This window comes from Lactococcus sp. KTH0-1S, assembly GCF_052544945.1.
This window is the reverse complement of sequence record NZ_CP195165.1, coordinates 656,716-669,762: the sequence shown is the minus strand read 5'-3', so window position 1 is coordinate 669,762 and position 13,047 is coordinate 656,716. Positions and strand designations below refer to the sequence as shown.

11 protein-coding genes are annotated in these 13,047 nt (G+C 30.3%); all 11 read right to left on the bottom strand.

Translation table 11 applies throughout. The annotated features are described in order from the left end of the window. Window positions 1-66: 66 nt before the first annotated feature. Window positions 67-1,122, bottom strand: coding sequence for a GGDEF domain-containing protein (locus tag ACRYLU_RS03380; protein ID WP_445081215.1), 1,056 nt, complete (start codon window positions 1,120-1,122; stop codon window positions 67-69). Window positions 1,123-1,166: 44 nt separating this feature from the next. Then, a complete protein-coding gene (locus ACRYLU_RS03375; protein WP_445081214.1) occupies window positions 1,167-1,877 on the bottom strand; it encodes an EAL domain-containing protein in 711 nt (236 codons plus the stop codon). A 1,112-nt stretch (window positions 1,878-2,989) separates the two neighbouring features. After that, window positions 2,990-3,634, bottom strand: coding sequence for a transporter (locus ACRYLU_RS03370; RefSeq protein ID WP_017864242.1), 645 nt, complete (start codon window positions 3,632-3,634; stop codon window positions 2,990-2,992). Then, the gene (locus ACRYLU_RS03365) at window positions 3,621-4,349 is read right to left on the bottom strand and encodes a lantibiotic ABC transporter permease (protein WP_017864241.1); all 729 of its coding nucleotides are present in this window, start codon (window positions 4,347-4,349) and stop codon (window positions 3,621-3,623) included. Before ACRYLU_RS03365 ends, ACRYLU_RS03370 begins: the two co-directional genes overlap by 14 nt. Before the next feature lies 1 nt (window position 4,350). Further along, on the bottom strand, window positions 4,351-5,028 hold the full coding sequence (locus tag ACRYLU_RS03360; protein WP_015425986.1) for an ABC transporter ATP-binding protein: 678 nt from the start codon (window positions 5,026-5,028) through the stop codon (window positions 4,351-4,353). A gap of 98 nt (window positions 5,029-5,126) precedes the next feature. Then, complete coding sequence (locus ACRYLU_RS03355) at window positions 5,127-6,470, bottom strand: HAMP domain-containing histidine kinase (protein WP_058205262.1); 1,344 nt, start codon at window positions 6,468-6,470, stop codon at window positions 5,127-5,129. Then, on the bottom strand, window positions 6,463-7,149 hold the full coding sequence (locus tag ACRYLU_RS03350; protein ID WP_014734918.1) for a response regulator transcription factor: 687 nt from the start codon (window positions 7,147-7,149) through the stop codon (window positions 6,463-6,465). The genes ACRYLU_RS03355 and ACRYLU_RS03350 overlap by 8 nt, the downstream gene beginning before the upstream one ends. 68 nt (window positions 7,150-7,217) lie before the next feature. Further along, window positions 7,218-9,266: a S8 family peptidase gene (locus ACRYLU_RS03345; RefSeq protein WP_445081213.1), complete on the bottom strand. Its 2,049-nt coding sequence runs from the start codon at window positions 9,264-9,266 to the stop codon at window positions 7,218-7,220. A gap of 1 nt (window position 9,267) precedes the next feature. Beyond that, window positions 9,268-10,005, bottom strand: coding sequence for a NisI/SpaI family lantibiotic immunity lipoprotein (locus tag ACRYLU_RS03340; RefSeq protein ID WP_058204581.1), 738 nt, complete (start codon window positions 10,003-10,005; stop codon window positions 9,268-9,270). After that, the gene (locus tag ACRYLU_RS03335; RefSeq protein ID WP_235585319.1) at window positions 10,002-11,249 is read right to left on the bottom strand and encodes a lanthionine synthetase C family protein; all 1,248 of its coding nucleotides are present in this window, start codon (window positions 11,247-11,249) and stop codon (window positions 10,002-10,004) included. The genes ACRYLU_RS03340 and ACRYLU_RS03335 overlap by 4 nt, the downstream gene beginning before the upstream one ends. Then, window positions 11,239-13,041 carry an ABC transporter ATP-binding protein gene (locus ACRYLU_RS03330; RefSeq protein ID WP_445081212.1) on the bottom strand — a complete coding sequence of 601 codons (1,803 nt, stop codon included), beginning with the start codon at window positions 13,039-13,041 and terminating at the stop codon, window positions 11,239-11,241. Before ACRYLU_RS03330 ends, ACRYLU_RS03335 begins: the two co-directional genes overlap by 11 nt. Window positions 13,042-13,047 lie beyond the last annotated feature (6 nt).

Sequence of the window (13,047 nt, the reverse complement as noted above, 5' to 3'; positions counted from 1 at the left end):
ATGATTTTCCAAAGCTTTTCCTTTACTCTTTAAATAAATTGACTAGATTTAATAGTAATAATAAAATTACTTACCTACCACTAATTGATTTCTTCCATTTTCCTTAGCTTTATATAAAGCGTCATCCGCACTTGAAATGTAATTTTCAATATTTGAGAATATCTTTATATGGGATACTCCTATGGAAACAGTAATACCTCTTACTTCTCCATCCAATAGCATTTCATCGATGTCTATTTTTTGAACTGCTAATCTAATTTTTTCTAATTTATTTTCAACCTCTACAAAATTTATTTCTTCAAAGACGAGTGAAAATTCTTCCCCTCCTATACGGTAGCAATTTATTTTATTTCCCTCAAAAGATAATAAAACTTTGCTCACTTCTAATAAGACTAAATCACCAACTAAATGATTAAATGAGTCATTAAATACTTTAAAATAATCAATATCCAAAATAGCTAAAGAAAAAAATTTTTTCTTTTTCTGTAATACTTCTAGTTTAGCTTGGAATTCACTTCTATTTTTCATTTTTGTTAGGTAATCATGAGTAGCCTTCTTCTGCATCTTTTTTATATCGTTTATCATATAATAAAGGACAAATACCAATATCGTACTTATGACATATAAATGCAGATAAATATTTATGTCCCTAAGTGGATTTTTAATAATTATAGCATTCAAAAAATTCCCAATTAATAAACAGTAGTAATTCAAAATTAAGAGTTGAATAATATCACTATTAATTTTACTCACAATATATTTTAGCATGGGTAAGGTAAATACCAATAGTACACTATAACAAATAGCAATAGGTGTATGATTATCTATGCCCCAAAATAATCTTAAAACCATTAATAATAGAGTGCTCGTTATAGTAACTTTATTTCCAAAATATTTAACAGTAAATGCTAATAAAAGAAATCTTAAATCATATCTAGCACCACCAATTTCAATTGCAAAGTACAATAAAAAAATCCCTACAATAGTTACAAAAATTGAATTAAAAAAAGTTCCCTTGTCTTTCAAAAAAGAATGAAACTTGTTATAATTCACATAATAGCTTAAGTAACCATAAAGAGAAACTAATAAAATGCTCATATTTGCTAAAATACTAATAAACATTCAACACTCCCTAAATTTATAAATACAAAATTAAAAAAATCTTTTTATTTACTTAAAGCAACATGACTTTTACCTTCACCAAATAGAAATCCCTGTTGTAGTCTTATCCCCATATTTAATAAGCATGAGGAAAATATTTTACACTCAATACCTTCAACCACAAATTCCTTATCAAATTCTTTCGCCAAATGAAACCATGCTTCAATAAATAATATTAAAGTTTCTTTTTTTATATCTCGAAAAGGCAATATGGAAAATTTTATACTAGAAACTTGTTCTATATGTTTGATGACAAAGTCTATATCATTTGTTCCATTCCCGACATCATCAATTACAAAATTATATCCAAGCATAACTAATTCAGCATATCTTGATTTGAATACCATATCAAGATCAAATTCTAAAAAATTTCTATGTTCAGTTAACTCAATTTTTATTCTATTTGAAAACTCTTTTAACTTATAAAAAAAATCAAAAATTATAGGTTCCTTCCATTGTAAGGGATCAATGTTTATAGCCAAATTAATATTTTTATTTCTAACTAAGATATCATTAAGTTTTTCAAAATACCACTTCATAAACATTTGGTGTTTTTCAGGTGAAAATAAAATTTCATTAAATTCCTTATTTGGAAAACGCCTTTTATCCTGAGATCGAAGTAGAACCTCATATTCTAAAATTTCTAATGTTCCATTATTTTTAATATTTACTATTGGTTGATAAATAAGATAAAATAAATCATTATAGTCTTGCATCTACACATTCTCCTATATCTTTACTTTTACATTGGGATGAATATTTAAGTAACTTCTGCTCATTATTATAATTGTTATTTTCAATTAAAATATAAATTGTAAAATTACTTTACAACTATAAAAATAGATACTATAACTATGTACTTTAAAAGCCTTTATCTGTATTATACCAATTTGTAAATTATTTATTTTTTATAATATAATAAATTTTTGGTCAATTTAAATAATTTTATTTATTATTAGTTTATATTTTTGGCTTCTACTAACTTATATTTCAAAAAATTCCTATAATTTACTATCTTGATTAAAATTTATTTAACATTTTATCTTTATGAATCCATAAAAATATTAAAAAGCAAAGTCTATACCACAATGAAAACTTTTTGTTAATATTATAATTGTAAAAATTTTTGCTGGCTATTTTATATAATAAAAGATAGAGTTTACTTTTAAGCTTTCTTTCGCTACATTTTTCCAATCTTAAAAATATAGGATATAAAATAAAATAGTTTGTATGCTATTGATTGAAAAAACTAGTTGAATAATAAATATTTATGCCTCTAAGATTTATATGTAAATTTGATTTAATATTTTCAACTACAAAAACCTACTGTAAATTTACAGTAGGCTTATGATAAAGTAGTTGCTGTATAGTTTTGCTTTGGTTCATTTTATTATTATCAACGATACATCTTTTAATTCTAGGTTAAAATGCACTTTATATGTCTATCAAAAATAATAAAAAATCCAAGTATTTATACTTGGATTTTTTATTGTTTAATTTTCTCTTTTATATAGAAACTCATATTCTTCACAAATAACTGGCATATCAGTTTAAAAATGTTATATGCTTTAAAGAATCTCTCATGAGCTTGACACCAATAACTCCAAAAGAAAAAGTGTAAGTCGATAGGAAACCACTTTATAAAAAATTACTGAGAAAAGAAAACTAACGACGAAAACATTATTCTTAGAGTAAGAACTGTCACATATTGATAGAAATTTTATTCAAACTTATGAGTCTAAAGGTACTTTGAATAAATTACTATAGACAGAAATAAGAGATAAATAGCAAAAACATATTAGGTCGAATTACCATAAGAAAAAATACTTTATCTAATCTTTTTTTTAGATAATGCCACAAGAATTATTGTGGATAAAACAATCCACCCTACGGCAGCTATCAGATAAGCACACCGCCCAGTTATCATAAAATTAACAGGTAAAGCAATAGGACACCAATAAGCTGCTAATAAAACTTTATTACTGGCAAAAATAATGAGTAATATTTCAATAATCGCGATAATCATGCTCCCTCCTCGATTGATTATAAAAGTCAATAAAAGATGAAAATGATTAAGAAAAATTGCCATCAACCAGCTAGCTGTTGCGATCATCATTCCTTGTTGCCCTACTGCCTGTGAAACTCCCGTAATTATCCAGATCATTGCTGATGGAAAGAACAAAAGGAAATCCACTACTATTAGCTTTGATAACCAAATTCTGCTACTTTTTTTATTTACATTTATTTCTTGGAAATGATTGGCCAGACTCTCCTGTTCAAAGATTAGAATAGACAAAATTGTAACCAGTAACGGAAAAAACAAAAAAATCATGAGCGACAAATCAGTCATTGAAACATGACTTCTTCCAAAAGCTAAATAAATAGGAACCGTTAAAAGCTCTAATAAAGTAAAGAGAAAAACTAAATAAAACCCTAAGCTATTTTTTAATTTGAGACATTCACTTCTTATCATGTTCTATCACTCCTTTAAGTAAATACGAAACTCCTATCGTTACAACTATGGAAAGTCCAACTGGTAATAAAACTTCCCAAATACTGAAATTTATCTTCCCTGTTAACAAATCTCCTGATGGTTTGATATTTAACAAACTTTCTGTAACTTTATAGTGATAAGTGTATGGTAGCAAGAACCATACTGGAGTTTGTGCAACAAAAGGGGCAACAATTAAACAAATCAAGGTATTCGCAGCTAACAATACGTAGGTATTAATCCACTTGAAAATCAAGTATATAAAGGGTAAATTCCAAGAAGCTGCTAGTAATATAGCAATCAATGCCACACTTACTTTCATAAAATCCACCACTACAATACCTTGAAACACAAAAGCAACCAAATAAAGCAAAATAATCAAGACTATGCTCGCTAGTATACCTCTTAGCCAAATCAACAACATTTTGGCCAAATGAATTTTCCAACTCAGCTTTTTCCATTTCACATTTTGAAAATTTCCAGCTTGCTCCTCTGATTTTTTATCATAAAGAAAAAGCAAACTCATCAAAAGGAATAAAAAACCAGCTTCCCACCAATAAATTGAAAAAACACTAAAAATCTGTATTCCACCCATAAGAAATGCTATAAATAGAGTCACAAAAGGGATAATTAATACCAATCTAAGAGTTCCTGATTTTTTTAATTTTATTGCTTCTGATGCTATTATTCTTTTCATATCACATTCCTCCATGCACAATCTTAAAGAATAACTGTTCAATGTCGTCTTCTTTATTGTTCGCATGATTATAACGAATCTTACCTTTGTTCAAAATAATAATTTGACTAGCTACTTTACTTATTTCGTGTAACTGATGACTAGAAATCAAGATTGTCACACCTTTAGCTTTAAGTTTTAAGATTAAGTTTAACAACTCCGCAATACCATCAGGATCCAAACCATTAGTAGGTTCATCAAGAATTAAAAATTGAGGTTCTGTAAGAATAGCCATACCAATTCCCAAACGTTGTTTCATCCCTAAAGAGAATTTTCCTGCTCTTTTCTTTCCTGTTTCTGCCAAACCAATCACTTCTAGAGTTTCATGAATTCTCTTATCTGAAATTCCAAAAAGCAAAGCCTTAGTTTTAAGATTATCGAAAGCAGATAAATTCATATATATTGCTGGAGCCTCGATTAAGGCTCCAAGTTGATTATTTGTCTTTTCTTGTCCATCAAAAAAAATTTTTCCAGTATCTGCAGAAATTAAACCAAACAAAATTTTCATCAAAGTTGATTTTCCTGCACCGTTAACTCCTAATAAACCACAGACTGTTCCAGATTTAATATCAAAACTGATATCTTGTAGCACCTGCTTTTCTTTATATGTTTTAGAAAGATTTTGAATTTTTACCTGCATTATATTTCCTCACTTTATTTTATGTTTAAAAAAAGTATATAAAACAATTTTCAGAATCTATTCAGAAACAAAAAAAGTAATCCTTAGAGATTACTAAATTACTTTTTTATTTTTAGGATAACTTCTGCCCCACCTTTTTGAGGATTACTGAGAATTAAGTTTCCTTGATGTTTTAAAGCTACACCTTGAGCAAAAGATAGTCCAATCCCATAGTGTTTCCCACTACGTCCAGTATCTTCTGTGAAAAATAGTTTTCCAGCATTTTTTTTTGCTTGTTCAGAAAAAGGATGACCATTATTCCAGATTTCAAAATAGAGATATTTTTCATCATCATAAATACTCAAACTAACTATTTTTTCACCCTCTTTAGCATACTGACAGGCATTAACAAAGATATTGATAAGTGCTCGACTTAAAGCTAATGTATTTCCGTAAAAAGTGGTTAAATCTGTTTTTTTAACTAGCTGATAATCCACTTGATAAGTTGTTGACAACTCTTCCAACTCAACTGATAAATCTATCAAAAAATCCTCCAGGGAGATTCTCGCTTTGTAATCATTTTCATCATTCAAAAGTTTTGTATAACTAATCATTGTGTTAAAATACTTGTCAAAAACAGTTAAACTATTTTTCATTGACTCAATAAAATCAGCTTGTTGTTCATTTACTACAGTCATCTCTAGCAGTTCAATATTTCCTTTTAATACTGTTAAAGGTGTCTTAACATCATGTGAAAGTGCAGCAACCTGGAAGGATAAATCATGCTTTTCATGACGCTCCGCTTCAATAAGGAAAGCTAACTCCTTACTTTTCGAATATAAGTTATTCAGAACCTGATCAAATTCAATAATTTTTGATTCCTCTTGTTCAGGAAAAGTAGTTATTTCCCCCATCTTCAATGCAATCTTTTGAACGGCTTGAAAATTCTTAGAAAATTCTCTAATGAGATGATAGACAGAAAAAATAATGAGTATTATTTCACCAAGAAAAAAGAAAAGGTAAGTAAATTGATTATAAGAAATTGAACGAAGCGTATGATTTGTAAATTCTGGCATACTGTTTTGTCTTAAAACAACTGAAAAATGCTTATTGCTTGAATAAGTATAAGTAATTTCTCCTTCTGTAATATTATGTGAAGACTGTTTTGAAGCTACAAAACTAGGTACATCCGACTTGACATAATGTCCTCCCAAAATTTTACTTGTATCATTGTCAAAAATAATATAATCATATGGGTAGTGTTTCATATCACGTTCGATATCAGAAATAGTTAAATTATCTGAATCTAAAGATAAACGAATAGTTTCTGAACCACTGATTTGTCCAATTTGTCGTAGAAAGAAAGTCAAGCCCAGTAACAACAGGATAAGTAGACAAGTACCTATGATAATTTCAATGACAGCTTGCCATATCCGTCGACGCATTGAATATTTTTTACCCATGCCACTGATACCCAAGTCCCCGAACCGTTTTTATCGGATTAATATCGTATGGTGCAAACTTACTCCTAATCTGATAAATATACTCCGAGATTGACCGAAAAAGTGCATTAGAATATTCATCATATACGTCATCATAAATATCCTCTCTCGTATAAACTTTAGAAGTTCGTTGTGATAGTAATTCAAGAATATCATATTCACGACAAGTCAGTGGAATTGTTTGACCATTGACACAGACTCGCCTTTCTTCTAAATAAAATGTAATTGGTCCTAAATCTCTACGAATCTCTGAAAAAACATGAACTGCATGTTTATTGCGTTCCTCTCGCTTTATATTTGCTTCCACTTTTGCAACCAACTGTTTAAGGCTAAAAGGCTTAGTAATATAGTCATCCCCACCAATACCTAAGCCATTTATAATATCCTCTTCTGTATCTTTCGCACTAACAAAGATAATTGGAGTTGATATTTCTCTGCGAATCCTTTTACAAATTTCTGTCCCTTCAATATTTGACATCATGATATCTAACAAAATCAAATCAAATCCCTGAAAATCAGTAATATCCAAGGGAAGTGAAATGTTTTGATGCGTCGCAACTTCATAGTTTCTCATTTCTAATGCTGTCTTCATTAATTTTAAAATTTCCTGATCATCATCAACTATTAAAATTTTATACACCACTTTACCTCCGATTGTTTAGTACTCATTACTTCATTATACCATTCATTCTGAAGAAATATAATCTATCAATTTTTAGTCTTTCTTTTCAATATACCAAGGATTGAGATACACACTATACCTAAAGCAGGTAAAAAATCTTCTCCATCTCCAGTAACAGGTAAAATTTCTTGACTTCGTACAGAAACAGCACCTCTCGAATTTCGATTATTAGCCATTTTTTGATTAATATTATAATCAACTGAAATTACTTCTTTTGAAATGTTATGAAAATCATTTTTGATAGAAAAATTGTTATTTGTATTTCTTTGAATTTCTTTATCTTGTTCCTGTTTCATTGTATCCCTAGACTCTTTAAGATTCTCCATCGATTTATGGTTAATAGCATCATCCTGACCTTTATCTGTATCTAAGCTAAAAGCTTTATTTTTCCCATTCAATAAATCAACAATATTCAATACTCTATTCCCATTAACTTCTGGAGAATTCATTAGAAGAAACCTTTTTAGTTGGTTAGGATTCTTTATTCCATATTTATCAACTACTACTGCCAGTGCCCCAGATACTTTAGGAGCAGCAAATGAGTTGCCATAAACATATTGGTACCAGCCAGTATTAGTAGTTGTAAAAAGCCAATCTTTCAAATAATAACCCTGACTGACAAATTTATCTTGCCCATATTTTTTAAAATTGGCCGTTGTGCCAGCAGGAGCATAAATTGCATCCGCTCCAATATTACTAAAATCAGAAATATTACCATAACCATCTATTCCACCTACGGCTATTACATCCTCAAATACACTCGGTGCATCTACAACTTTTCCCGGAACCTTTATACTTCTGAAACGCTTAAGAAAGTTTATCATTGTTTGGTTATCTTGTATGTTTAAACTATCATTACCAAGAGCTGCGACAACAATACTTCCTTTTGCTGTTGCATAATTTATTGCTGACTTATAATTAAGATACTCTTGATAATCATTTGTTCCATCATCATACGATCCTGAAATCATAAGATACTGTCCAGCACTTATATTGATGACCTTGTTTCCATCATCCGCAGCTCTTCTTATTGCTCTAGCTACCCATTCCGATTTCGAAAGATTTTCACCAAATACTCTGTATATATTTACAGTAATCCCTGGTGCTACTCCTAAAATATTACCATTTGCTGTAATCTGACCTGCGACTTCCGTCCCGTGTCCCATTTTGTCCACAATATCACTTGGATTTCCAGTTTCATCAGGTTCTTCATTATCAAACCCTCCCTTAGGAACAAGATTTTTAAAATAATTTCCTAAACTATTTGACAAATCAGGATGTTCTTCCATGATTCCTGAATCAATAATTCCAACAGAAATTTTCTTTGAGGGCTGGTAGAGCGCATAGCTTTCTCCATTATTTGTCACATATTTCATATCCCACTGATAATCCCAAAAATCATGTGAATTTGTATAAACACTTGCTTTCTTTTCAGAAGAATTACTTATCAATAGAGGTTGCGCCTCTACTTTTTGATTTTTTAAAGGTTGTCTAAGAGATACCACTTCCTTAGCTTTACGATAAGATAGAGGAGAAGCAAAATTATCAATTACACCAGATGCATCTTTAGAATTTGATGGTTTTTCCTTAATAAGCTGAGAGGAAGTAACAAAGTTAGCTCTATTCTTCTTATTATCGAGGATTTTATTTTTTTGAATCGATGATGTTGAAACGACTACTTCACTTTGCTCAAGTAGCTCATCCTTAGATACTGGAACTGCTTCTTTATTTGTAACGCTATCTCTCTTACTGAATTCAGAACTAACTTGAGTTTCTTGCAACGAAACTTTCATTTCTTTTTGAACAGCTGATGTCTGTAATAAAGTTTTAGCAGCACCAGTTACATCCAATTCAGTCCTTGTTGTCGATTTTACTGTAGGTAACTGCTCCCCTAGATTAATCGAATCAGTCGTTGATCCCTCTGTTGAAGATAAAATTGCATTAGAATTATGATTAATTAATTCCGTATTAATATTATTTGAGAGTAACTGTTGTGAATTTGTTGTCTCCCCATGCACAGTTGCTGATAAACCCAACGAACAAACGATAAAAAGGAAACCTAGTATTTTTTTCACTCTAGTTTCCTACCTTCGTTGCAAGCTTAAAATCATCATTTATCTCAACGGCAAATGCTTCAGTAAGAGATTTTCCTCTAATAGAATGGATTTCGCCATAATCCCATTCCGTCCTACTCTGTTTAGAATTTGAACCATCCTTATCAATTCTCCCCCATTCAGACCTCGGGATACTTTTGCCACTAACTGAATCAAACACACGTACTTCAGCTAAAACATCCTGATATTCTCCCAATTCTTCATCAGATACGGTGGTGTCCGATATACTGTAAATATTTCCCATATAGTCAATTTTTCGTGAATCATTTTTATCAATAACAAAATTATCATCAGAAATATCGCTTGTCACATCAAAGTTTTGTAATCTCAAAGCTTTGACCGCCCCCTTATCACTTTCTGGAAGTATCTTATAGTATCTGTCGTTAATACCCATACATAGCGACTTGTCAGAAGCCTCATAAATATTATTTAAGACCAAAGTCACACTATTTTTGTTGCTACTTGATAAAAGTTTCTCACTTTTCATGTCAACAATCAACAGGTTATAAAATTTTACTTTGGAATTGTTAACGTTCTCCTGAGGAATCTCCTTATCAGTTACGAAATACGATTTATTATCATAAATAAAATTAGTATAACTTCCTTCGTCAAACCTCACCTTTTTTTGACTTGTTTGATAACACCCTGATAAACCTGTTATCCCTATTAAGGCCACAATAAGTATTAAATATTTTCTCATTTCCTCTTCCCTCCTTTCAAAAAATCATCAAAAAGTAACAGTGCTTGTCTCCAATAAGTAAAATTGATTGAATATTCAAATTTCGATAATACCAGTATACAGCCACTTATTCCTTCAAGAAAACCCGTGCCACTTTCATCTCCGTATTCTTCAAGAATTTGCTCACTATTAACATTAAATTCTTCTATGTATGAATCAAACTTTTTTGTATTTAATAGTCGCTTAAATAAAGAACAAATTTCTATTAAACCAGAATAGCCATGGCAAATCATATATGAATCAATACCAAGTTTTCTTTGCATAGCTGACTCTAATATTTTTTCTGCTTTATCTACAAAATAGTCATTATCCAGTGCTAATCCTCCGTATAAGTATAGCAGACTAATACCTGGACCTCCATAGCACCATGCATCTCTAATGAAACTTGCTTCCCTAATTACTTTCTCTTTTTTTAATTCATCTGCTACAAGTCCATCTTTCCATAGAAACTGATTTTTCCTTTCAAGTTCAAACTTTTCATAAATAAAAATAATTTTTTGCAAAGCTGACAATGAGGCTTCATTACTATATCCTTTTATGTGGGCATAAGCTAAGATACAGCCCGCTCCAGCAAGTCCATGTGCTAATCCCATATTCAAACAGCCTAGTGGATACATCTCACTTTCTGATTGAGACATCTGATTCTCCGATTTGATGTAAAGCGATATTAGTCCTTTGTTTTCTTTAGTCAGATTTGATAAAAAATTGATAATGAGTATTTTCAAATCATCATATTGCTCGTCGTTGATTAATAATAGATAGGAAAGTATCCCAGATAAACCTTCAATCACGTCATAATCAGGAGGAGTAATGTTTTCCAAATTAAATCCTTCAATTTTTTCTATGACGAAATATTCGATATATCTATTTAGGCTGTCAAGAAGATTCTTATATTTTTCGTCATCTTCTCGTAAATGTAGGATACTTAATGCAATGCCAGCTGCTCCCGAATAAAGCGATCCTGTTAAAAGCCCATATGTTGAAAGTTTGCTAACAATATATTCAATATAATTGTCTATCTTTTTCTGATATATCTTTGAGTTATCTTTATTTTTTAACTCCGCTAACATTAAAATTATACCAGGCAATCCTGTAGAGAGAGTCAACTCTCCGAAATCGAAGTTTTCTTTATTTTTTCTAGTTCTCTCATCCCATTGAGCAATAATTTTTTCAACATTTCTTTTTATATTTTTTTTATTCATCATTATCCTCATATTGCTCTGAATAATAAAGTTCTTGATAGTATTGACATCTTCTCAGAAGGACATCATGACTTCCAACATCTTCGACCTGTCCATCTTTCATAACCACGATTTTATTTGCTTTTCTGGCAGCATTCAAACTATGAGAAATGAAAATTGAAATATTATTTTCCGAAAGAGCAACAAAAAAATCAAATATTTCTTTTTCAGCTACAGGATCGAGTGCAGCACTTGGTTCATCTAAAATATAAATTGAAGCTTTCTTAAAGAATGTCCTTGCTAATGCAATTTTTTGCCACTGACCTCCTGAAAGTTGACGCCCTTCTTGAAACCAATTTCCTAACTGCGTATCAAGTACATATTGATTATTAGTTTTCAAAAAATCGAGTCCTAAATTATCTAGTACTTTTATAATTTTCTCATCTTCCCATTGAGAAGACAAATCACTCAATCCTATATTCTCTCTTATCGTTAACTCATACTTCACAAAATCTTGGAACAGCACCGATATGTTTTTCTGATAAAACTCCTCAGGCATCAAACTACTTCTCATTTTGTCGTATTGGATTATTCCCATAGTTGGTTGATATAATCCTGAAATTATCTTTACTAGTGTACTTTTCCCGGAACCATTTTTTCCTACAATAGCAGCTAATTCTCCTTTTTCAAAGGATAAATTGATATTCTTTAGTGCAAAGGCATTCGAATTAGGGTAAACATATGATAAATTAATTACTTTAACAGTTCCTATATCTTGATTGCATATTTCAGTATCTTCTATTTTTTTGTGAACTACACTTTCTCTCTTTAAAAACTCAAAAAGTTGTTCCATAAACAAACTAGTATTATAAATAATGTAAATATTTTGAATCATTGTTTGAGAATAAGTATTGATTTTAGAAATAGCTTGTATGAGACTTACCAAATTACCTATAAGAAGTTTTCCTGCTCTTACCGAAAGGATCATAGCAAATATCGTAAGAATATTTATCAAATTCAAAATGAAATCAAGAAAAATATTGAAATATGTCTTCTTACGAGCAATAGCTAAATCTTGGTTGATAAATCCTTTCTTTAATTTTCCAAATTTATGAATGAAGTAATTGCTAATATTATTTAATTTGATTTCTTTAAATGAAAAATCATGAGTCAATAAATATACAATATACCATGTTTCTCTTTCAGAACTTGCTCTCTGCCACTGGATTAAAAACTCTAATTGTCCCACTCTGAGAAAAAGTACCAAAGATAATACTGGAACAATAAGGAGTAAAATTGCTACCCCAATGTTCCATGTTCCAATAAAAAATAGACTAGATAGCAATGAGATAAACGATGAAAGCACAACAATGATAGCATTAAATAGCTGAAAAGGCTTGTAAGTGCTGTCTTGAGTAACTTTTTCTATGATATTATACATATCAGCCTGCTCATAATCACTTAATTCAAGAGATGAGGTAGTCCTCATGAGGCGCATATTGATACTGTAAGAAAGTCGCATATCAAATTTTCCACTAACATAACTTTCCAGCTGTCCCAGAACTGTTGTTATCACTTGAACAATAAAATAGATGATAATAATATAGATAAGATGTCTCCCTGAACCTAGCACAGAGTTTATTAAATCTTGATAAATAAAAAGACTAGCCAACGGAACAAAAGCTGTGATAGCATTTAGCACAATTAAATAAATTGCATAACGTTTTTCCAACTGAAAAATTAACTTCAAGGTGCTTGGAAGAGTAAGTAAAGTATTAAAAAATTGTTTTGATGTGAATTCTTTCACTTCATCCATCTATTA